Annotated in this window: 24 protein-coding genes; 15 read left to right on the top strand and 9 right to left on the bottom strand. The window is 40.2% G+C overall.

Features of this window, described 5'->3' with window-relative positions:
- Window positions 1-18: 18 nt before the first annotated feature.
- The 5 genes from rng to mreB all read right to left on the bottom strand — a co-directional run bounded on the left by rng (window position 19) and on the right by mreB (window position 4,809).
- Window positions 19-1,488 carry a ribonuclease G gene (rng, locus tag AACU98_RS12865; protein ID WP_004245326.1) on the bottom strand — a complete coding sequence of 490 codons (1,470 nt, stop codon included), beginning with the start codon at window positions 1,486-1,488 and terminating at the stop codon, window positions 19-21.
- On the bottom strand, window positions 1,485-2,072 hold the full coding sequence (locus AACU98_RS12860; RefSeq protein ID WP_004248907.1) for a Maf family protein: 588 nt from the start codon (window positions 2,070-2,072) through the stop codon (window positions 1,485-1,487). Before AACU98_RS12860 ends, rng begins: the two co-directional genes overlap by 4 nt.
- Before the next feature lie 51 nt (window positions 2,073-2,123).
- Entirely contained in the window at window positions 2,124-2,612 is a 489-nt protein-coding gene (mreD, locus tag AACU98_RS12855; RefSeq protein ID WP_026164602.1) for a rod shape-determining protein MreD, read from the bottom strand.
- A gap of 5 nt (window positions 2,613-2,617) precedes the next feature.
- Complete coding sequence (mreC, locus tag AACU98_RS12850; RefSeq protein WP_004245329.1) at window positions 2,618-3,664, bottom strand: rod shape-determining protein MreC; 1,047 nt, start codon at window positions 3,662-3,664, stop codon at window positions 2,618-2,620.
- A gap of 101 nt (window positions 3,665-3,765) precedes the next feature.
- Window positions 3,766-4,809: a rod shape-determining protein MreB gene (gene mreB / locus AACU98_RS12845; protein WP_004245330.1), complete on the bottom strand. Its 1,044-nt coding sequence runs from the start codon at window positions 4,807-4,809 to the stop codon at window positions 3,766-3,768.
- Window positions 4,810-5,495: 686 nt separating this feature from the next.
- On the opposite strand from mreB, the gene acuI reads away from it, so the two are divergent.
- The 9 genes from acuI to fis all read left to right on the top strand — a co-directional run bounded on the left by acuI (window position 5,496) and on the right by fis (window position 13,642).
- A complete protein-coding gene (gene acuI / locus AACU98_RS12840) occupies window positions 5,496-6,470 on the top strand; it encodes an acrylyl-CoA reductase (NADPH) (protein ID WP_012368829.1) in 975 nt (324 codons plus the stop codon).
- Window positions 6,471-6,904: 434 nt separating this feature from the next.
- Complete coding sequence (gene aroQ, locus AACU98_RS12835) at window positions 6,905-7,348, top strand: type II 3-dehydroquinate dehydratase (protein ID WP_004245332.1); 444 nt, start codon at window positions 6,905-6,907, stop codon at window positions 7,346-7,348.
- 32 nt (window positions 7,349-7,380) lie between these two features.
- Window positions 7,381-7,851 (top strand): acetyl-CoA carboxylase biotin carboxyl carrier protein, encoded by a 471-nt coding sequence (gene accB, locus AACU98_RS12830; RefSeq protein WP_004245333.1) that lies wholly within the window; start codon window positions 7,381-7,383, stop codon window positions 7,849-7,851.
- Between the two features lie 12 nt (window positions 7,852-7,863).
- The gene (accC, locus tag AACU98_RS12825) at window positions 7,864-9,213 is read left to right on the top strand and encodes an acetyl-CoA carboxylase biotin carboxylase subunit (protein ID WP_004245336.1); all 1,350 of its coding nucleotides are present in this window, start codon (window positions 7,864-7,866) and stop codon (window positions 9,211-9,213) included.
- Between the two features lie 229 nt (window positions 9,214-9,442).
- Window positions 9,443-9,691 carry a YhdT family protein gene (locus tag AACU98_RS12820; protein ID WP_004245337.1) on the top strand — a complete coding sequence of 83 codons (249 nt, stop codon included), beginning with the start codon at window positions 9,443-9,445 and terminating at the stop codon, window positions 9,689-9,691.
- Window positions 9,681-11,126 (top strand): sodium/pantothenate symporter, encoded by a 1,446-nt coding sequence (panF, locus tag AACU98_RS12815; RefSeq protein ID WP_004245338.1) that lies wholly within the window; start codon window positions 9,681-9,683, stop codon window positions 11,124-11,126. The genes AACU98_RS12820 and panF overlap by 11 nt, the downstream gene beginning before the upstream one ends.
- A 24-nt stretch (window positions 11,127-11,150) precedes the next feature.
- Window positions 11,151-12,032 (top strand): 50S ribosomal protein L11 methyltransferase, encoded by an 882-nt coding sequence (gene prmA, locus AACU98_RS12810; RefSeq protein WP_110706772.1) that lies wholly within the window; start codon window positions 11,151-11,153, stop codon window positions 12,030-12,032.
- A 321-nt stretch (window positions 12,033-12,353) separates the two neighbouring features.
- Entirely contained in the window at window positions 12,354-13,325 is a 972-nt protein-coding gene (gene dusB, locus AACU98_RS12805) for a tRNA dihydrouridine synthase DusB (RefSeq protein ID WP_004248899.1), read from the top strand.
- A 20-nt stretch (window positions 13,326-13,345) separates the two neighbouring features.
- Window positions 13,346-13,642, top strand: a complete 297-nt coding sequence (gene fis / locus AACU98_RS12800; RefSeq protein WP_004245342.1) for a DNA-binding transcriptional regulator Fis — start codon at window positions 13,346-13,348, stop codon at window positions 13,640-13,642.
- 40 nt (window positions 13,643-13,682) lie between these two features.
- Here the strand turns inward: fis and AACU98_RS12795 are convergent, their stop codons facing one another.
- Complete coding sequence (locus AACU98_RS12795; protein WP_004248896.1) at window positions 13,683-14,117, bottom strand: DUF1240 domain-containing protein; 435 nt, start codon at window positions 14,115-14,117, stop codon at window positions 13,683-13,685.
- Window positions 14,118-14,203: 86 nt separating this feature from the next.
- On the bottom strand, window positions 14,204-14,524 hold the full coding sequence (locus AACU98_RS12790) for a hypothetical protein (RefSeq protein WP_036971311.1): 321 nt from the start codon (window positions 14,522-14,524) through the stop codon (window positions 14,204-14,206).
- Between the two features lie 38 nt (window positions 14,525-14,562).
- Here AACU98_RS12790 and AACU98_RS12785 point away from each other — a divergent pair, with 38 nt between their 5' ends.
- Complete coding sequence (locus tag AACU98_RS12785; protein ID WP_004248892.1) at window positions 14,563-14,979, top strand: hypothetical protein; 417 nt, start codon at window positions 14,563-14,565, stop codon at window positions 14,977-14,979.
- A 30-nt stretch (window positions 14,980-15,009) separates the two neighbouring features.
- On the opposite strand, the gene AACU98_RS12780 is transcribed toward AACU98_RS12785, so the two are convergent.
- Window positions 15,010-15,966 (bottom strand): acetyltransferase, encoded by a 957-nt coding sequence (locus AACU98_RS12780; RefSeq protein ID WP_223293414.1) that lies wholly within the window; start codon window positions 15,964-15,966, stop codon window positions 15,010-15,012.
- 296 nt (window positions 15,967-16,262) lie between these two features.
- Between AACU98_RS12780 and AACU98_RS12775 the strand changes: the two genes are divergently transcribed.
- Window positions 16,263-17,459: a cyanate transporter gene (locus AACU98_RS12775; protein ID WP_004248890.1), complete on the top strand. Its 1,197-nt coding sequence runs from the start codon at window positions 16,263-16,265 to the stop codon at window positions 17,457-17,459.
- A gap of 62 nt (window positions 17,460-17,521) precedes the next feature.
- Here AACU98_RS12775 and AACU98_RS12770 read toward each other — a convergent pair whose 3' ends face one another.
- The gene (locus AACU98_RS12770) at window positions 17,522-18,238 is read right to left on the bottom strand and encodes a glycerophosphoryl diester phosphodiesterase (RefSeq protein ID WP_004248889.1); all 717 of its coding nucleotides are present in this window, start codon (window positions 18,236-18,238) and stop codon (window positions 17,522-17,524) included.
- A 175-nt stretch (window positions 18,239-18,413) separates the two neighbouring features.
- Here AACU98_RS12770 and ugpB point away from each other — a divergent pair, with 175 nt between their 5' ends.
- The 4 genes from ugpB (at window position 18,414) to ugpC (ending at window position 22,614) form a co-directional block, all read left to right on the top strand.
- Window positions 18,414-19,718, top strand: coding sequence for a sn-glycerol-3-phosphate ABC transporter substrate-binding protein UgpB (gene ugpB, locus AACU98_RS12765; RefSeq protein ID WP_012368826.1), 1,305 nt, complete (start codon window positions 18,414-18,416; stop codon window positions 19,716-19,718).
- 67 nt (window positions 19,719-19,785) lie between these two features.
- On the top strand, window positions 19,786-20,670 hold the full coding sequence (gene ugpA / locus AACU98_RS12760) for a sn-glycerol-3-phosphate ABC transporter permease UgpA (protein WP_161734849.1): 885 nt from the start codon (window positions 19,786-19,788) through the stop codon (window positions 20,668-20,670).
- Window positions 20,670-21,518: a sn-glycerol-3-phosphate ABC transporter permease UgpE gene (ugpE, locus tag AACU98_RS12755; protein ID WP_012368825.1), complete on the top strand. Its 849-nt coding sequence runs from the start codon at window positions 20,670-20,672 to the stop codon at window positions 21,516-21,518. Before ugpA ends, ugpE begins: the two co-directional genes overlap by 1 nt.
- 1 nt (window position 21,519) lies before the next feature.
- Window positions 21,520-22,614 carry a sn-glycerol-3-phosphate ABC transporter ATP-binding protein UgpC gene (gene ugpC / locus AACU98_RS12750; protein WP_017827053.1) on the top strand — a complete coding sequence of 365 codons (1,095 nt, stop codon included), beginning with the start codon at window positions 21,520-21,522 and terminating at the stop codon, window positions 22,612-22,614.
- Window positions 22,615-22,892: the final 278 nt, after the last annotated feature.

Raw genomic sequence — 22,892 nt, 5'->3', positions numbered from 1 at the left:
ATTAGCAAGGCGAATCCATTACATCATCACCACATCAAACTGCTCCTGACTATAGAGTAGCTCAGTTTGCACTTTGACTTGCTTCCCAACAAAAATTTCCACTTCGGCTAAAGCATGTGATTCATCACCTTTTAGTGCTTCCACAACAGCGGGGGCGGCATAAACCAAAAAGCGATCTGCGTCTATGGTTTTATGAACACGAACAATTTCTCGTAATATTTCATAACATACCGTTTCAACTGATTTTACTGTACCACGGCCTTGGCAAGTAGGACAGTCATCACAAAGTACATGCTCGAGACTTTCACGGGTTCGTTTACGTGTCATCTCAACCAAACCTAATTGTGAAAAACCATTGATGGTCGTTTTCACGCGATCTTTGCTCAATGCTTGTTCTAAGGAAGCTAATACTCTACGGCGATGATCTTCATTACTCATATCAATAAAATCAATAATGATAATGCCGCCTAAATTACGTAATCTCAGTTGCCGCGCTATCGCCTGACTCGCCTCAACATTGGTATTAAAAATCGTCTCTTCTAAATTACGATGACCAACAAAAGCGCCCGTATTGATATCAATCGTTGTCATTGCTTCGGTTTGGTCGATAATCAGATAGCCTCCTGATTTTAACTCGACCTTTCGCTCTAACGCGCGCTGAATTTCACTTTCAACCCCGTAAAGATCGAAAATAGGTTGATTACCTTGGTGTAATTCAAGTTTAGCGGTTAATTCAGGAATATACTCACCAATAAACTCCTGTAATTGATGATAAGTCAATTTAGAGTCAACTCGAATGCTATCTAATTCAGCCCCTGCAAAATCACGTAGAATACGTTGTGCTAAAGCGAGCTCACCATAAATTTGAATGCGCGTTTTATTTCTTTTTTTACGCTCAATGATTTTATTCCATAGGCGCTTTAAAAAAGCAGCATCTTGTTTTATTTCATGTTCGCCGACACCTTCAGCGGCGGTGCGAATAATAAACCCGCCATTTTCATCACAATACTCTTCTACCAAGCGTTTTAAGCGCTCACGTTCTTCTTCACTTTCAATACGTTGTGAAACACCCACATGAGAAGCACCCGGCATAAACACCAAGTAACGTGATGGTAATGTGATATCTGTTGTAAGACGTGCCCCTTTTGTACCTAGAGGATCTTTCACCACTTGTACAATCAAGTCCTGACCTTGATGTACAAGTTGCGCAATATCACGAACATTAAATTTTTTCTGCTCTTCACCCGCGATACATTCCGTGTGAGGCATAATATCAGAAGCATGTAAAAAAGCGGCTTTCTCAAGCCCAATGTCAATAAATGCAGCTTGCATCCCAGGTAATACACGACTTACCCGACCTTTGTAGATGTTTCCGACAAGACCTCGTTTGGCTTCTCTTTCAACGTGGATCTCTTGTAGTATGCCCCCGCTGATATAGGCCACTCGGGTTTCAGAGGGAGTCACATTCACTAATAGCTCTGCTGTCATGAAATCTCCTTATCATTCGCTAGAGACAAAAATTGAGCTATCAATGCTTCGGTTTCAACAAGCGGTAAGCCGACAACAGCATGATAGCTACCCTCAATCCGTTGTACAAAACGGCCTCCTTTTCCCTGAATACCGTAAGCGCCAGCTTTATCCATTGGCTCTCCCGTTTCAATATACGCACTAATTTCACTTTCTGTCATCTTTCTAAAAGTCACATCCGTGACAACTAATTGGCTTATTGTTCGGGTTTTATCTGAAATAGCAATCGCCGTCATCACTTGGTGGGTTGCACCTGAAAGATTACTTAGCATTTGTGCTGCATGCGCTTTATCTCGTGGTTTTTCCAGAATACGACCTGCTTGAACCACGATAGTATCAGAGCCTAATACCGGATAGTCATTTGTCGCTTGACGTACCCCCTCTTGAGATTTCTCCCTCGCCAAACGGATAACATAATCTTCCGGTGCTTCACCTTGTTGCCAAATTTCATCAATTGCCGGTGTAATGGTGCTAAATTGAACATCCAACAGTGACAGAAGCTCTCGCCTTCTGGGGGAACTCGATGCAAGGTAAAGAGTGATCACAATAATATCCTCATGACGGTGACACAAAAATACCGTCATGATCCAGAGAGGTTAATGAACTGAAAACTGGTGACGGACTTTGCGAAGCAAAAAATAAAGCCATGGCCAAAGAATACCACTGACTGGACTATTCCAGAATACTTGTGGGTGAAAAGTCACGGGAGAAAGCAAAAATTCTGCCCAAAATACAGTAAGATCAACCACACCAATCGCTAACATTACCACTAATGCCTGTTGCCATAACGCTAAGTTACAAAATAATTGATATTTAAAGGCGATAACATAACTTACTAGGGTATAAGCCAACGCATTCACCCCTAATGTTGTCCCTTGCACTAAGTCCATGCTCATCCCAAGAACAAATGCTGTTCCAACGCTAATACGATGAGGTAATGACGTTATCCAATAAATCAGAAACAACACCGGCCAAATAGGGCGATAAACTTCTAGTTGCTCAGGCCAAGGCATAATTTGTAACACCAAAGCTATTAGAAACGAGAGCCAAATAATCCAACGCCCACGGCTACGATAAGGATTGATTGTCACTATCTACCTCGATTCGTATTAGGTTGAGGTTTATTGTTTTCCGTTGGTGGTACTGGTGCTATATCACTTGGGGTGGCGCTATTTTCCGTTGGCTCTTGTGACATAGAACGAGGCAGTGGTGGCCCCGCTTGTTCATAGTTAGGCAGTACCTGTGGCATTAATTGCATCAAACGTTCATTGGCAGCACGGTAAACCTCTGAGGGTAACGGTGGCGCTTGTTTCTTCTCTGAGGCGTTCCATAATAGCAACAGATAACGTAAACGTTGTAATTCAGCAGAAGGTCGCACATTAATCACCGAATAAGCACGTTGATTATCGACTTTTACCGAAGAAACAACCCCAACAGGATAACCTTCAGGAAAGCGTCCCCCTAATCCTGAGGTGACTAACACATCCCCTACACGAATATCGATATTCGCAGGTAGTGCCTCTAACAGTAGATCATCCGCACACCCAGCCCCTGAGGCAATAACGCGAATATCATTACGTAATACTTGTACCGGTAATGCATGAGAGGTATCACAAATTAACAGTACTCGGCTGGTTAACTCACTTACGGCAATAACTTGTCCAACAACGCCTTTATCACTAATAACAGGCTGACCTTCATACACCCCATCATTAGTGCCTTTGTCTATCACCACTTGATCTCGATAAGGCGTACTATTACCAGACAACACTTGTGTTACCGTCATTTGTTCATTTTGACGTAAAGGTGAACCAAGTAATTCTCGTAAGCGGGCATTTTCTTGTTTAAATTGTTCCAGTAGCTGACTTTCACCACTGCGAACAAGAAGCTCTTTTCTTAGCGCTTGATTTTCAAATTGTAAACGTTCGCGAGTTGCAAAGGTTTCAGAGAGTTGATCAAGGAAACGACGAGGCCCATTTGCAAGAAAATAGAAAGGACTCACAGCAGTATCCAAATACTGACGGACTTTTGAAAAAGCACCTATGCGATTATCAGCAATTAACAACGATATCGCGATAATCACAGCGATTATTAATCTTAGTTGCAGGGAAGGCCCCCGACTAAAAATAGGCTTCATAAACTCTAAGATCACTCACACGGAGAAGTAAAAGAACAGGTGTTAATATTGTTATATTGTGATTAAGGGGGAATCCTTTCTCCCTTACTCGCACAATAATATTAATCTTCGCTAAATAGATCGCCACCGTGCATATCGATCATTTCTAATGCTTTACCACCACCACGAGCCACACAGGTAAGCGGATCTTCAGCCACAATAACAGGAATACCTGTTTCTTCCATTAATAAACGGTCTAAGTTACGTAACAGTGCCCCACCACCCGTTAAGACCATACCTCGTTCTGAAATATCAGAAGCAAGCTCTGGCGGACACTGTTCTAAGGCAACCATCACAGCACTTACAATACCTGTTAATGGCTCTTGTAAAGCTTCGAGGATCTCATTGGAATTTAAAGTAAAGCTACGTGGTACCCCTTCCGCTAAATTACGTCCACGTACTTCAATCTCATTTAATTCGTCTGAAGGATAAGCAGAGCCAATATCATGCTTAATACGCTCAGCGGTTGCTTCACCAATCAACGAACCGTAGTTACGACGTACATAATTAATGATAGCTTCATCAAAACGGTCTCCCCCAATACGTACAGAAGAGGAATAAACCACACCATTTAATGAGATAACCGCAACTTCTGTAGTCCCACCACCAATATCAACGACCATTGAACCCGTCGCTTCAGATACCGGTAAACCTGCACCAATTGCAGCAGACATAGGTTCTTCAATTAAAAAGACTTCGCGAGCACCCGCACTAAGTGCCGACTCGCGGATAGCCCTACGCTCAACTTGTGTCGCACCAACAGGTACACACACTAATACACGAGGGCTTGGACGCATAAAGCTGTTGTTATGAACCTGTTTTATGAAGTGTTGAAGCATTTTTTCGGTTACATAAAAATCAGCAATAACACCGTCTTTCATTGGACGAATAGCTGCGATATTCCCAGGTGTACGCCCTAGCATCTGTTTGGCTTCATGCCCGACGGCTGCAACACTTTTTGATGTACCTGCGCGATCTTGGCGGATCGCAACTACAGAAGGTTCATCGAGAACAATACCTTGTCCTTTGACATAAATCAGGGTATTGGCGGTACCCAAGTCAATAGACAGATCGTTGGAAAACATGCCACGAAATTTTTTAAACATACGAAAGGATAATCCTGCAAGCCGGGACGGAAAAATCCGTCTACTCTACCAACCACAATAAGCAGCGACAAGGCGCGATCCGCTACTTAGTTAAAAGTGGACACGTGAATAATCATAAAGGCACAATATTCTACGTTACTTTTCCCAATTGGAGCAGAAAAAAACTGCATAAAAATGGGCTAATTAAAACGATTAACGCATAAATTCGATCCTACGTAAGATTTATTTGACTTAATCACAATACAAATCACGTAGATATCGACAAAGAAAAATCTTACTTGGTTGCCACACTGTGACACAAAAGTAAGGGTTCAAGTTCAAATAAAATTTATTCATTTAATTATTCACATCAGCAATATCTATTTTCGATAACATTTACCCTATCATTTGATGAAGATAGCGATCATCATACTCATCTTGATGGTGGCCAAAACAACCTATTAGCTTAATTTCAATAAACGAAGATAAATGTTATTTTTGGCCCAATCGTAAAATATTTTAAGTATCAACTCACAACAAAAATGTAAAACTCAGAATAATCTCTGCTTAAATGAACATAGAACCCATCGTTTATACACTAAAAAGCGTTAATTTGTCTCATTATTACACGAGATATTGTGCACAATCACAACGCTTGCTAAAAAATCACCTATCATGACAGAAACGGATAGCAATAAGAGGTCATCATGAAAGCATTATTAGTCGAACAACACAGCGATAAACTTAGCGCCGGCGTCCAACATATCGATGAATCACAACTCCCTATTCATGAGGTCATTGTTGATGTCCACTACTCGACACTAAACTACAAAGATGGCTTAGCCATAACAGGTAAAGGAAAAATTCTACGCCAATTTCCGATGGTCCCCGGTATCGATTTTTCAGGGGTGGTTCACCATACAGAAGATCCCCGTTTTCATATTGGACAACATGTGTTACTAACCGGTTGGGGTGTAGGTGAAAACCACTGGGGCGGTTTAGCACAAAAAGCGGGCGTTAAAGGTGATTGGTTAACGGCGCTGCCCGAAGGACTGTCGTTAAAAAATGCCATGATCATTGGTACAGCTGGTTTTACTGCCATGCTTTGTGTGATGGCGTTAGAACAAGGTGGCATAACACCCGATAGTGGTGAGATTTTGGTTACAGGTGCCAGCGGTGGTGTCGGTAGCACCGCAATTAGTTTATTAACCGCACTTGGCTATCAGGTTACCGCTCTCAGTGGCAGAGCCAGCAATCACGATTATTTACGTAAACTGGGGGCCGAGCATATTATCACCCGTGAAGCATTTGAGGCTGCAGGTAAAGCGTTAGATAAACAGCGTTGGGCAGGCGCTATTGATACCGTAGGTGGACAAATCCTTGCCAATATCTTGTCACAAACACATTACAATGGCACCGTTGCCGCCTGTGGATTAGCAGGAGGATATACGTTACCTACTACAGTCATGCCATTTATTTTACGCAATGTTCGTCTGCAAGGTATCGATTCCGTCTATTATCCAGCAGAAAAACGCGCTCAAGTATGGCAACGTTTACTACAGCTATTGCCTGATACATTTTATCAGCAAACAGTAACCGAAATTACACTCGATGAGGTGCCACGCTATGCTCAGATGATAATGGATAATCAAGTAACAGGTAGAACCTTAGTTAAGTTGTAATTATTTATCATGATTTTGAGCTAATTTCTGGCATTAAACGGATTAATTTAATGCCAGATTATTGCGTTTTTAATATTAAGCCTGGTTAGTAATGTGATCCGGATCACATTTATAACATATATTATCGATCTAGCTCAAAGAAGCGTAGATTTCCTGTCACATCAATAAATAACGTCATGTTATGATTATTTTTTTAAACTTCTGTTTATTTTACTTTCTTGGTTTTACAATCTTGTAAAAACTTTTAACTTTTCATCAAAATAATCCCATCTTTCCCTGATTAGACCAGTATTTTGCTGTTATCTTCTGTGAAATGTCTATAATGTCGGACTTTGTGATTTATATCGTAACATTCGATACAATAAAAGATGACAAAACGAAAAGCACAGGTTATTTTGTCATTTCGTTGACGAATTGACGGAGATAGAAGCATAATGTCGGAAAATTTTCATATTTTGCTCCTGAATGGTCCGAACTTAAACCTGCTTGGCACTAGAGAGCCGGAAACTTACGGACACCTAACTCTGAATGATATTGTTCAAAGTTTGTCAGCGGATGCTCAAGCATTAAATGTGAAACTGACTCATTTTCAATCAAATGCTGAACATGAGCTAATAAATAAAATTCATGCGGCGCGGGGAAATGTTGATTATATTCTTATCAACCCTGCAGCATTTACGCACACCAGTGTTGCACTGCGTGATGCATTATTAGGGGTGAATATTCCATTTATTGAAATTCACCTATCCAATGTCTACAGTCGGGAACCTTTCCGTCACCACTCTTATCTTTCTGATATCGCAACTGGCGTAATCTGTGGATTAGGTGCTGAAGGGTATCGATTTGCTTTACAGGCAGCGGTCAACCGTTTGTCTTAATAAAAAACATCAAAAGAGTACGGAATCAACTCATGGATATTCGTAAAATTAAAAAACTGATCGAGCTAGTCGAAGAGTCTGGCATTTCTGAACTGGAAATTTCTGAAGGTGAAGAGTCAGTACGCATCAGTCGCAACTCTGGCGTTCAGGGTCAAATGGCTCCTCAGCAATATTTTGCGGCACCAGCAGCACCTCAACCTGCATTAGCAGCTGCTGTGGCACCTGTAGCACCAGAAACACCAGCGGCTACAGCAACGCAAGAAATTAGCGGCCATGTTGTTCGCTCACCAATGGTAGGTACCTTCTATCGTTCACCAAGCCCAGAAGCAAAAGTCTTTGTTGAAGTGGGTCAGCAAGTCAATGTTGGCGATACACTGTGTATCGTTGAAGCAATGAAAATGATGAACCAAATCGAATCTGATAAAGCGGGCGTTGTTAAATCTATCCTTTGCCAAGATGGCGATACTATTGAGTTTGACGATCCACTCTTTGTCATCGAATAACGAGGCAGGCCCATGCTAGAAAAAATCCTCATTGCCAACCGTGGTGAAATTGCACTGCGTATCCTAAGAGCTTGTAAGGAACTTGGGATCAAAGCAGTCGCCGTTCACTCCACGGCAGACCGTGATTTAAAACACGTTCTGCTGGCAGACGAGACTATCTGTATTGGTCCCGCTGCTTCAGCAAAAAGTTACTTAAATATTCCGGCAATTATTGCCGCGGCAGAGATAAGTGGCGCGCAAGCCATTCACCCAGGATATGGCTTCCTGTCTGAAAATGCCGATTTTGCCGAACAAGTTGAACGCTCAGGCTTTATTTTTATTGGCCCTAAAGCGGAAACCATTCGCCTAATGGGTGATAAAGTTTCCGCTATTGAAGCGATGAAAAAAGCCGGTGTTCCTTGTGTACCAGGCTCAGATGGCCCATTAGGTAACGATACAGCCAAAAATATCGAAATCGCCAAACGCATTGGTTACCCTGTTATCATCAAAGCATCAGGTGGTGGCGGTGGTCGCGGTATGCGTGTTGTTCGCTCAGAAAAAGACTTAGCGCAAGCAATCTCCATGACCCGTGCGGAAGCCAAAGCGGCATTTAGCAACGATATGGTCTATATGGAAAAATACCTTGAAAATCCACGCCACGTCGAAATTCAGGTGATGGCCGATGGACAAGGTAATGCTATCTATTTAGCTGAACGTGACTGCTCAATGCAACGTCGCCACCAAAAAGTGGTTGAAGAAGCACCAGCACCGGGTATTACCCCTGAGATCCGTAAAAATATCGGTGAACGCTGTGCAAATGCGTGTATTGAAATTGGCTACCGCGGTGCGGGTACGTTTGAATTCCTCTATGAAAATGGCGAATTCTACTTTATCGAAATGAATACCCGTATTCAGGTTGAACACCCTGTTACTGAGATGATCACCGGTGTTGACCTTATCAAAGAGCAACTGCGTATTGCATCAGGCTTACCATTATCGGTCACACAAGATCAAATTCACGTTCATGGACATGCTATTGAGTGCCGTATCAACGCAGAAGATCCAAAAACCTTCTTGCCAAGCCCGGGAACCATCACTCGTTTCCACTCACCAGGCGGATTTGGTGTACGTTGGGAATCACATATTTACGCAGGTTACACCGTTCCACCACACTATGATTCAATGATTGGTAAATTGATCACTTACGGTGAAACACGTGAAATTGCGATTTCTCGTATGAAAAATGCGTTGGCAGAACTTATTATTGACGGCATTAAAACCAATATTGAGCTACACCAATTCATTATGAATGATGAGCAATTCCAAAAAGGTGGCACTAATATTCACTACCTAGAAAAACGCCTAGGTTTAACTGAAAATTAATCTTTTTAGCTTATTAGTAAAAGGCATAGTTTATCGACTATGCCTTTTTTATTCGACTAAATAGTCTATTAAATAACCAAATAAGTTCCTGCAGCACACTTAACCGCCAATCAATTCCTCATCATTTGATGCCACCAATAAGTTTATGATCAATTTTCACTGAATCACCTCTCACTTTCCCGTACAATCCTTCCCATTCGTTTTAATCCTATAAAGATTGGGAGAACAGATGGACAAGCGTTTTGTTCAGGCCCACAAAGAAGCCCTCTTGGCCTTAGTGCTTACTTTTATCTACTTATTGGGTTGGTTACTTACTGCCTATTTACCCGATAATACTGTGGGCCTAACCGGCCTACCGGTTTGGTTTGAGCTTTCATGCCTATTTTTGCCTGTGCTATTTTTTTTACTGTGCTATCTGATGGTACGCTATTTTTTCAAAGATATGCCGTTAGGAGATGAGCATGACAATGCAAACTGAGGTTATCGTGCCACTGGTTGGCTATCTCTTATTGGTCTTCCTATTATCCGCATACGCATATCGTAAACGTGAAAAAGGGCAATTTCTTAACGAGTATTTTCTTGGTAACCGCTCTATGGGTGGATTTGTCCTTGCAATGACCATCACGGCAACCTATGTCAGTGCTAGCTCTTTTATTGGTGGACCAGGCGCGGCTTACAAATACGGCATTGGTTGGGTACTTCTTTCGATGATCCAGCTCCCCGCGATTTGGCTCTCCCTCGGGGTACTAGGTAAAAAATTTGCTATTTTGGCGCGTCGTTATAACGCCGTCACCCTAAATGATATGCTCTATGCTCGCTACCAAAGTCGCTTTTTAGTCTGGTTTGCCAGCTTAAGTCTACTGGTAGCTTTTGTTGGTGCCATGACCGTACAATTTATTGGTGGTGCTCGCTTATTAGAAACCGCTGCGGGTATTCCCTATGAATTTGGTTTGCTGATATTTGGTATCTCAATCGCATTATATACAGCGATAGGTGGATTTAGAGCCAGTGTATTAAATGATGCCTTACAAGGCCTTGTGATGTTATTGGGCACCTTTATTTTGCTTTTTGCCATTATCTACAAGGCGGGTGGTTTAGATATTGCAATACAAAAACTAAATGCTATCGATCCTGCCCTTACCTCTCCTCATGGTGCTGACGGCATTTTAACTGGCCCCTTTATGGCGTCATTTTGGGTATTGGTCTGTTTTGGGGTTATCGGCCTTCCCCATACTGCAGTGCGCTGTATCTCTTATAAAGACAGCAAAGCCATGCACAGAGGGATCATCATCGGCACCATCGTGATGGCGTTATTAATGTTTGGTATGCACTTTGCGGGCGCATTAGGTCGGGCAATCATTCCTGATCTCACCGTGCCAGATCAAGTTATTCCAACCTTAATGGTTGATGTATTACCGCCTTTTGCTGCCGGTATATTTTTAGCGGCACCGATGGCAGCCATCATGTCAACGATTAACGCACAACTGCTACAATCATCAGCGACATTGGTCAAAGATCTCTATCTCAATCTCGCGCCTCATGCCATAAACAATGAAAAACGCATTGCGCGTTTATCTAGCCTATCTACTTTGATTTTAGGGATCTTATTGCTATTTGCTGCATGGAACCCGCCATCAATGATAATTTGGCTCAATTTACTTGCCTTTGGTGGACTACAAGCGGTTTTCTTATGGCCTCTAGTACTTGGCCTTTACTGGAACAAAGCAAACCGTTATGGCGCGATTGCGGGCATGATAACCGGTGCCACACTCTATGCTACACTGGCAACATTTAATATCCAGATTGCTGGATTTCATCCTATTATTCCTGCGCTGTTATTGAGCTTAGTGGCCTTTCTTGTCGCAAATAGGTTTGGAGAACAAACCTTGCCTCAATCTGCTCCATTACAGTGAACTTGTTTTTAAAAGAGATTAATTATGCCTTGGATACAATTAAGACTAAATGCCACCTCAGAAAACGCCGAAGCCATTGGTGATGAGTTGGTTGAAAGTGGCGCGGTATCAGTAACCTTTCAAGATAGCCACGATACCCCTATTTTTGAGCCATTACCGGGAGAAACTCGCCTCTGGGGTGATACCGATGTTATTGGCTTATATGATGCAGAAACCGATATGAGTATCATCGTGGCTATGTTAGAAAACACGGCGGTGCTGGGTAAAGGATTTGTACATAAAATCGAACAATTAGAAGATAAAGATTGGGAGCGCGAATGGATGGATAACTTCCACCCTATGCGCTTTGGCGAACGTTTATGGATTTGCCCAAGCTGGCGTGAAGTGCCTGATCCTAACGCTGTAAATGTCATGCTCGATCCAGGTCTGGCATTTGGTACTGGTACTCACCCAACCACCTCTTTATGTCTACAATGGCTCGATGGTTTAGATCTCGCAGGTAAAACCGTTATCGACTTTGGTTGTGGCTCTGGTATTTTAGCCATTGCAGCATTAAAACTGGGGGCTGCGAAAGCGATAGGTATCGATATCGACCCACAAGCTATCCAAGCAAGTCGCGACAATGCGCAACGTAACGGTGTCGCTGATGCACTGACGCTATACCTTGCTAAAGACCAACCAGACAATCTCAGTGCCGATGTAGTGGTCGCCAATATCTTAGCTGGCCCATTACGTGAATTAGCACCTATTATCAGCACACTGCCACGTCAAGGGGGTCATTTAGGTCTTTCCGGTGTTCTTGCCACACAAGCTGACAGTGTTGCACAAGCTTATCAAAAACAATTTACTTTAGATCCTGTGGCTGAAAAAGAAGAGTGGTGTCGTATTACCGGAGTGAAAAAATAACACAGATTAAATATTAAACAATTTACGATAATATTAAACAGTTAAAGTTTCACTTAATGATTATTTATCAGGCATTAATCACAATTTTGCCTGATAAATATCACCTTGTTGCTTGAGTTTGTTACTTCTCTATATTTAAATTTAAAATTTTAGAAAAACAGTAACTTTTTGTTTTTATTGACTAAATAATCTATTTATAAAAAATCAAGTATAAAAAAGTAACTTTTTTTCGCGATTTGGTTAAACTTTGTCCTTTCATATCTGGTAAAAAATGCGTAATATACGCGCCCTTGCAGTCACAGTTTGGCCCTCTTTTCATCTATGCGAATCGGACAGTATCAGTTAAAAAATTGCCTCATTGCAGCTCCAATGGCTGGCGTTACAGACCGACCTTTTCGGTCACTTTGCTATGACATGGGTGCGGGGATGACAGTTTCTGAAATGCTTTCTTCTAATCCTCAGGTTTGGAAGACAGACAAGTCTCGGTTACGGATGGTACATAGCGATGAATTGGGGATCCGCTCCGTACAAATTGCGGGAAGTGACCCTGTTGATATGGCTACAGCTGCGAAAATAAACGTAGAAAGTGGCGCTCAGATTATCGACATTAATATGGGTTGTCCAGCAAAAAAGGTGAATAAAAAGTTAGCAGGCTCGGCATTGCTGCGTTATCCGGATTTAGTCGCAGAGATCCTTTCTGCGGTGGTCAATGCGGTTGATGTACCTGTTACACTCAAGATCCGTACAGGATGGTCACCTGATGAACGAAACTGTGTAGAGATTGCCAAATTGGCTGAAGATTGTGGTATTGCGGCTCTCACCATTCATGGACGTACGCGCGAGTGTTTGTTCAAAGGTGAAGCTGAATACGACAGTATTCGGACAGTTAAGCAGAGTGTCTCTATTCCCATTATTGCGAATGGAGACATAACTGACCCGCTAAAAGCCAGAGCAGTGCTTGACTACACTGGAGCCGATGCTTTAATGATCGGTCGCGCTGCTCAGGGAAGACCCTGGATCTTTCGGGAAATCCAGCACTATCTGGACACAGGTGAACTGTTGCCTCCTTTGCCGATTGCAAAGGTGCAACAAATAATGCAAAAGCATGTGCGTGAATTGCACGACTTTTACGGTCAAGGCAAAGGAACTCGCATTGCACGCAAGCATGTCTCTTGGTATCTCAAGGAACATGCCCCTGATGACCAGTTTCGGCGCTCCTTCAACGCCATAGAGGATGCCAGCGAACAGCTGGAGGCGTTGGAAGCATATTTCGAAAATTTTTTGCGTAAATAAATAAAAGAGCTGACAGAACTATGTTCGAACAACGCGTAAATTCAGACGTACTAACCGTTGCCACTGTAAATTCACAAGATCAGGTAACCCAAAAACCTTTACGTGACTCAGTTAAACAAGCACTGAAGAACTATTTTGCTCAATTAAACGGTCAAGATGTTAATGACTTATATGAGCTGGTATTGGCTGAAGTTGAACAGCCATTGTTGGACATGGTGATGCAATACACCCGTGGTAACCAAACACGTGCTGCGCAAATGATGGGCATTAACCGTGGCACACTGCGTAAGAAACTGAAAAAATACGGCATGAATTAATAGAAGTCGTATAATACATTGAATTAAAAAGCCCTTTTCATTATTTGTTAAGGGCTTTTTTGTTATTGCAAAACGATAATTCTTTTACATATGTAGTGGGTGATAGCCACGAAATTTTATCACACGTTTTATATCCTTCATCAAGAAGAAAGATATTTACTACAAATGAGATAGGAAAACTGAGCAATACACCGGCAAGTCCTAAATAGACTAAATATCGCATTATTAATTTATTAAATGTCATTAAAGACATAAAAACAATTGATTTTACACCAAGAAAAAACTCAATTGTCATTGCGAAACAAGTATATATGACAAGTGGTACCCCCAGTGTTAACATAACAATAGGCTCTGAAAATATAATAATATCTTCCATCAGAAATAACGAAATAGTGTAACCATAAACAAGTATTCCAATTACGATAAATAAAATAAGAAAGAATATGGAAACTATTATTTTATCCCATCTTGGCATAATCAAAACCTTGGCCATGAGTGAAATATTTTATTAACATCAACCTCAGGTGTTCTTGGTTTTCTTTTTGACTCCTCTCTCAAGTATTAAATGACTTTTTCACTTAAGCCATATTGCTTATCTATATAATCTAAAGTCATCGTGATACCAACCCCTACAAGAAAGACAATTAACCCAACAGCTACTACACTGCCTCCTACCACAGCGCTTGATAATAATACTGTGCCTACAGCCCAAGCTCCAGCAGCAGCCAAAGCTGTTTTTGCCATATCAACCGTTACATTTCCCAAAAAATCGGCTAAATGATATTGATCCTTAAATACCCATTCCAATCCTTTATAAGCAAATGAAAAAATTAGACAGAATTTAGCACCCTTGACAATGCCATCACATTGAAGATAAAACAAGATATAATATCAATTTCGTAGAGATATGGAGATCAAATTTGAATAAGGTTATTAAATTTATTTTTATTGTTCTATTACTTGTAGGGTCTATTCTGAATATACCCATTTTATTTGTAGATAATCATTTTTCATACACAAAACATGATTTCATTAGGTATAATTTATTTACCTTTGATGAAATCAAAAACGCTCCTATTATTTCAAGCAATTACATTATATTTTACGACTCACCTGATGGTGTAGCACCAATGACTAATTCAATTCTATTTTCAAATGTAAATCCAAACCGTAAAATAGAATTGATAAATTATATTGAAAATCTAGGTTATGTAAAAGATATAAATGCATATTGGAATACAGATGGAAATGAATCCTGGCGTAAAGACAATTTATTTATACAAATAAAACAAATTAATAGTGAACATACGATTTTATTCTTAGTGGAGAAAAATTAATGGCATTCTTCTCCACTCATGTTGACTAAGCTATCGGATATTAAAAGTTGGGCTAATAAACCAATGAATAAGCTTAATTGATGCCAATAATAGTGCTAGGCTAATGGTGATAACAGTGAGTGCAAAAACCATCGGTAATGTAAGAGATAACTGAAAAAAGATTATGCCTTGTAAAAGGATAAAGCAAATAATTGGATGAATTAAATAAACACCTAACGCATTATTGGCAAGAGAAGCGTATTTTTGAGTGGTTGGTGCAAGGTAAATAATCCCTGCGCTTAAAATAAAACTTATCAATAAAGAGATAATATATATAATTAATTTTGCAAAAAATAGACTCCCTTCTAATTTTGTTAGAATAATATAATTGATATTAGATTGATAATAAAGTATAAATATTGATAATAAACTTATTAAAGCAATAACCACAGAAGATTGACTTCTCAATTTAGCAATAGTTTGTTGGTCTACTAAATAAGCGATAATAAAAAATGGAAAATATTGTATTATAGCCAAGAAAGTAGATAGTTTAGTTTCATAGCCTTTAGTTAACAACGATAGCAAAATACTGACAAGCAGAAGAGAGAATAATATTGGTTTATGATGTCTGATATATGAAGGTAACAATAGGAAAAAAGCTTGCCAAATAGGTGTAGCAAGAAAAAACCAAACACCATTTTGAGGAAAAAGAAGGTAAGTATTAAGGTCAAATTGCCCTGAATAATAAAGAGGGATCATATCAATAGTTTGGAAAGTCGCATAAATCACTAAGGCAGCCAATAAATTATCACGCCAACTTTTCCATGTCCCATTCTTAGTAATAAACCCGATAATAAAAACAAACATAGGAATTAATGTTAAATCAAATATATTAATCAGTAATGAAAAGTCAGGGGTATGGCTTTGTTTCAAATAGAAACTAAAAACAATAAGTGAACTTAATATCAATTTTAATGCTGGCCAATAGGGTTGCTTAATTTTTTCCATACTCAACATTAACTTACCTTAGTTATTTATATTTTTCGGTATAAAATAATAAACCAGTTTACACCTTCCTGCTAATATTAATATAAAAGAAACCAAATATCATTTAGATAAATTTACTTAGGAAATAACTGATAGAACAAATTAGGGAAAATATCATCTTCAGATTAGAGTTCTATATTCTGTCAATAATGCTAACCTTAACTGAAAACAATGACACTTTATCTTTACTATTAGCATTTTTTTAGACAAACTTTGTCTATACAATAGACAAATTTGATGTTTATCAGGGAATTACTATGACAGCCTTACCACGAAAAAATATGTGGCAGATTGTCCTTACTATCATTTTAGTAGGAATAAATTTACGCCCTTTTTTAACCGGGCCTGGCCCTGTTATTGACAATATTATTGCTTCAACAGGCATGAGCTATAGCCAAGTCTCATTACTCACGTTATTACCCATGATTTTAATGGGAGTCGGTGCTTTGGTTGTGCCCTTTTTACAACCTTATATTCAAGCTCGTAGAGGGCTACAAGTTGCGATGCTTATCTTATTATTAGCATCGTTTTCTCGTGCCTATGTTTCTGATGGTGATCAGTTACTTATTACTGCTCTATTTTGTGGTTTAAGTGTCGCTTATATCCAAGCGGTTTTCCCTGGCATCATCAAAGCGTGGTTTGGACAGAAAACTCCCATTATGATGGGTCTCTACTCAGCCATGCTAATGGGAGGAGGTGCATTAGGTGCTCAGTTATCCCCTGTTCTTACGGCATCTGATGGCAATTGGCAACAGGCTCTTGCTTGGTTTGCGTTACCCGCGAGCGTCGCATTAGTTGCTATTACGCTATCAATTAAAAAGAATATTTCCGAAACCAATAAACTGCCACTTAATACATTGATTTGGCGACCAAGAACAGCCTTATTAATTGTTGGATTTGGCTTTGTTAATGCCGGTTACGCTTCGATGGTGGCATGGTTAGCTCCCTTCTATCAATCATTAGGTATGCCAAGTGCACAAAGTGGCTCATTAGTTGCTATTTTGTCACTCTTTCAAGCATCAGCAGCATTAATTATTCCATTTCTTGCTGCCAAAAATCATGATCGCCGTTTTTGGCTACTTTTAACACTGACAAGCCAACTTATTGGATTTTTAGCGCTGATGACAATGCCAATGAGCGCCCCTTATCTATGGAGTATCTTTTTAGGCTGTGGGTTGGGTGGTTGTTTCTCAATGATGATGATTGCCGCATTAGATCATGTTCCTCATCCATTACACGCAGGAGCACTATCAGCCTTGATGCAAGGTGGCGGATTTATTATTGCCTCTTTTGGGCCGCTGATCGCAGTATGGCTACAACAAGATGATGGTAGTTTTACCTATGCTTGGGCTTTTCATGCTGTCTTAGTGATATTAACTATGGGATTATTTGCACGGTTAAATCCTCATAATTATAATAAGGCCTATCCTACTAGCCATATATTGACAGATTAGTGATAAAAATAAGCATTATAAGGCATCTGTGTCATTCACTCAGATACCTTATAAAAAGCACATTAATTCTGTTGATAAATATCTGGGACATCAGTGATCAACATATCGACTCCCCATGCTTCAAAATCTTTCACTTCTTTAGGATCATTGGGGGTATAGCAATAAATTTCATAGCCTGCTTGTTTCAACATAGCCGCTTGTTGCTGCGTTAAATATTGATAATTACAATGCACGCTAAACCCCTCTATAGCTTGTAAAGTTTCTAGTGCATTATCAGGAATATCATCCCATAGCTGTCCTCGACGAATGGCGGGCAGATAACGTTTCATCACCATTAATGCGTGAGTATCGAAAGAGGAAAACAGGATTTGTTCGTTAGGGATATCTGCGCTTTTTATCATTTCAGATACCGCTAAACATAAGCGCTCTACATCATCATCAGGCCATGTTTTAAGTTCGATATTGAGCTTAGTGCCTGAGCGCTTTATCAACTGCAAACCTTGTCTTAGTGTGGGAATTTTTTCCCCTTGATAAAGTGAACTAAACCAACTGCCTGCATCAAGGCGGTGTAAATCATCCAAACTATGAAAGCGCACCGCACCTTGTCCATTCGTGCAACGATTAACCGTCTTGTCATGGATCAGTACAGGTACATGATCTGCCGTTAATTGCACATCGGTTTCAATCCATTCACACCCAAAATCAATTGCCATTTTAAATGCAGCTAATGTGTTTTCAGGTGCCTTTCCAGAAAATCCTCTATGAGCGGCTATTTTCATCTTTCTCTCCTTATTCGTTGATATCGCCATCATGACAACCATTTATGACAGCAATTTGACAGTCACACCATCAACATATCTTCATTTAATTGTCACCCATTTGTCATAAAGAACGCTTAGGGTATTTCTTAAATTAGATTGCGCCTTTCGTATTTAAATAAAAAGGAAATTTTGCATGTCGATTAAATCCTTCAGTACGCTTGCCATAGCAATAGCATTATTTACTTCACCAACCTACGCAAAAACCGAAATAGAGTGGTGGCATGCTATGGGGGGCGCCTTAGGTCAAAAAGTCAATCAAATTGCCTCAGACTTTAATGCCAGCCAATCAGAATATGTGATCAAACCTGTCTATAAAGGGACTTATCCAGAAACGATGACCAGCGCTGTTGCTGCATTTCGAGCCAAAAACCAACCTGCGATTGTTCAAGTGTTTGAGGTGGGAACAGCAAGTATGATGGGAGCTAAAAAAGCCGTTTTTCCTGTTTACCAATTAATGGAAAAAACCAACGAGCCATTTGATCCTAATAGCTACCTCTCGACAGTTACCGCTTATTACACCACCAGCGATGGTAAGATGATATCTCTACCTTTTAATAGCTCAACGCCTGTGCTTTATTACAACAAAGCACTATTTAAACAAGCAGGCATAGAGCAACCTCCTAAAACATGGAAAGAGATGGGGGCTGTCTCTCAGAAACTACTTGATGCTGGCGTGAAATGTGGTTTTACCACCACTTGGCAATCATGGACCCAAATAGAGAATTTTGGCGCTCGTAATAACTTACCTATCGCCACCAAAAATAACGGCTTTGATGGGACTGATACCTCATTTTTATTTAATCAGGCACCGTTTGTTACTCATATCCAACGCATGGCGGATTGGTCTAAATCCGGTATTTTTAAATATGGTGGCCGCCAATCTGATGCTATGCCGCTATTTTATACTCAAGAATGCGCCATGGTGATGGAGTCATCTGCAGGCTTTGCGGGTATTAAAGAGAATATGAAAGGCATTGATATTGGTGTTAGCCAATTGCCTTATGACGATACTTTAGTTGATAAACCTGCTAATAGCATTATCGGAGGTGCCTCATTATGGGTAATGGCAGGTCGCCCTGATGCTGAATATAACGGTGTCGCTAAATTCTTTACCTATCTTTCTAGTCCTGAAGTACAAGCAGATTGGCATCAAGCAACCGGTTATTTACCTGTGACGAAAGCCGCTTATGCATTAACACAACAACAGGGGTTCTATCAGCAAAATCCTGGTGCTGATACGGCTATTTTACAAATGACCACCTCTGACTCTACAGCAAACTCAAAAGGCTTGCGCTTTGGTAACTTTTTACAAACGCGAGAAATCGTCGATGAAGAATTAGAAAAAGTGTGGTCAGGCAAACAGAGCGCACAAGCCGCCTTGGATAATGCGGTTAAACGGGGAAATGAACAACTACGGCGATTTGAACGCACTCAGTAAGGTATTTGGTATTCGGCGAACATCAATAAGTGTTCGCCTGTTATTTTGTCAGATCTCTGGATACAGTATGGCTTCCCAATCCGTTTACTTTAAACAAAAATGGTTACCTATCGCGCTGATCTTCCCTCAATTAGCCATTACTTTAGTTTTCTTTATTTGGCCGGCTGGACAAGCATTGTTGCAATCTTTTCAGTTAGAAGATGCTTTTGGCCTTAGTCGTGAATTTGTTGGTTTAGAAAATTTTCAGCGCTTATTTAATGATAATTATTATTTTGACAGCTTAATCACCACGCTTATTTTTAGTACCAGTGTTGTATTACTTTCAATGTTATCTGCGGTTATTTTAGCGGGTATTGCTGAGCAAATATTACGGGGTAAATTGTTTTACCGCACAATACTTATCGCTCCTTATGCTATTGCTCCTGTTATCGCAGGTTTTCTCTGGTTGTTTATGCTCGATCCTACCATTGGTGTATTAAGCCGAGTATTAAACAAAATCGGTATCAATTGGGATCCGGTCTTAAATACATCTCATGCAATGTGGATGGTGATTTTAACCGCCACATGGAAACAGATAAGCTATAACTTTCTGTTTTTTCTTGCCGCGTTACAATCTGTGCCTAAATCGTTGCTAGAAGCAGCAGCCATTGATGGCAGTGGTCCAATTAAACGTTTTATTACCATTAGTTTGCCATTAATTTCGCCGACAACTTTTTTCTTATTGGTGGTGAATTTTGCCTACGCCTTTTTTGACACCTTTCCCATCATTCATGCCATGACCCAAGGTGGCCCCGGTAATAGCACCTCAACATTAGTTTATAAAGTGTATAACGATGGATTTGTTGGATTAGATTTAGGCTCATCAGCGGCACAATCGGTTATTTTAATGTTGATTGTTGCCATATTGACCATTATTCAATTTCGTTATGTTGAGAAAAAGGTGGCTTACTAATGGTTGAACGTAGACCTCTCTTCCACGCTTTTTGCCATCTTATTCTGATTGTTGGCATTCTTTCTGTAGCATTTCCGGTATGGATCGCTGTTGTTGCGACTACCCACCAAAATACCGAATTTGCCACAGGCTCGCCTCTTTGGTTTGGTCAGGAGGGTATCGAGGTTTTTAAAACGCTCTTTTCATCAGCGGGAACGACTCAAAATAGTGCAATTACCATTAATGGTATGCTATTGAACTCTTTAGTTATGGCGTTAGTGATCACTATTGGTAAATTGGTTATCTCTATTGCCTCCGCTTACGCCGTGGTGTTCTTTCGTTTTCCTGGCAGAATGCTGGCTTTTTGGACAATCTTCTTTACCTTGATGCTCCCCGTCGAAGTGCGGATCATGCCGACCTTTGAGGTAGTGACAAATCTTAATATGTTGAACTCCTATGCAGGACTGACCATTCCACTGATTGCGAGTGCAACGGCTACATTTTTGTTTCGCCAATTTTTTCTTACCATCACCCCAGAGCTGATTGAAGCGGCCAAAATTGATGGTGCAGGGCCAATAAAATTTTTCTTTACTATTTTATTGCCTTTATCCCGTACCAATATTGCCGCACTTTTTGTTATCACCTTTATCTATGGCTGGAATCAATATCTTTGGCCAATGCTTATCACCACAGATACTCAGTACTACACCATTGTCATGGGCATCAAACAGATGGTGGCCGTATCTGATGGCGTGATTGAGTGGAACAAAATTATGGCAACCACTTTAATTGCAATGTTGCCACCTGTCTTTATCGTCATTTTGATGCAAAGAGCCTTTGTTAAAGGCTTTGTTGATACGGAGAAATAATATGACTACCGTAACACTGACTAATTTAGAAAAACGTTATCCTAATGGTTATCAAGCAATTTCCACGCTCAATCTCTCTATTGAGCAAGGCGAAATGGTGGTTTTAGTAGGGCCTAGTGGTTGTGGAAAATCAACACTACTGCGCATGATAGCGGGATTAGAAACCATCACAGATGGCGATTTACTGATTGATAATCGACGCGTAAATGAACATGAGCCTAGTGAGCGAGATATTGCGATGGTTTTTCAAAATTATGCCCTCTACCCACATATGTCTGTCTATGACAATATGGCGTATGGTTTGCGTAATCGAAAAATCCCCAAAGCTGAAATCATAGCCCGAGTCGATCGCGCTGCTCATATGCTAGAAATAAGCCATTTACTGGATAGAAAACCTAAAGAGCTTTCTGGTGGACAACGCCAACGCGTTGCCATGGGCAGAGCGATTGTCCGTGATCCCAAAGTCTTCTTATTTGATGAACCGCTCTCTAACCTTGATGCCAAACTACGCGTACAAATGCGTCTTGAAATCAAAAAGCTGCAGCAAAAATTAGCCACTACTTCTGTTTATGTCACTCATGATCAAGTGGAAGCCATGACCTTGGCGGATAAATTAGTAGTACTAAACCAAGGTCATATAGAACAAGTTGGCTCCCCCTTAGAGATTTATGAAAGCCCAGCTTCTGTATTTGTGGCAACATTTATGGGATCACCGGCGATGAATATTTTAACCACTCATATCAATCGCGGTATTATTGAAATTGCGGATGGTCATCTTGCTATTTCTGCCCACTCATTACCTAATGGTGAGATCCAACTAGGATTACGTCCTGAACATTTGCTCATAAATCAACAAAATCCACTGTTTCATGCTAATGTCGATTTTATTGAAGCTTTAGGGGCTGATGTTTTAATTTACGCCACCACTTGTGACCAACAATCTATTGTTATTCGAGCCACAAACGATCATGGTGTTAATGTGGGTAATAGAATAGGTGTTGCTATTTATCCAGAAAATCTACATTTTTTTGATCGACAAACCCAAAAACGGATTGAACGTCCTACCATGTTGTTAAGTGAACGATTAGTCTCTTAATTTATTCTCACTGTGATTCATTTTCAGTTTAATCTTAATAGCAATGTTTTTAGCATTGCTATTATTTTTTCATTGATGAGAAAACACACATAACATCAATATACTTAACACTTAAAATGTATAAAGTAGATTATTTTGATGCTATCCATTGCGATTAATCTTTGTTAAAAGAGAGATGATAAAAAATTTACAACATATTAAAATTTAATAAAAATTTCACAATAAATACCTTTAAATCCATTTAAAAACCATGATTAGTTACATTAATAAAAGTACAC

It is taken from the genome of Proteus sp. G4380 (genome assembly GCF_963885725.1).
GTDB lineage: Bacteria > Pseudomonadota > Gammaproteobacteria > Enterobacterales > Enterobacteriaceae > Proteus > Proteus mirabilis.
This window is presented reverse-complemented; position numbering and strand designations above follow the sequence as displayed.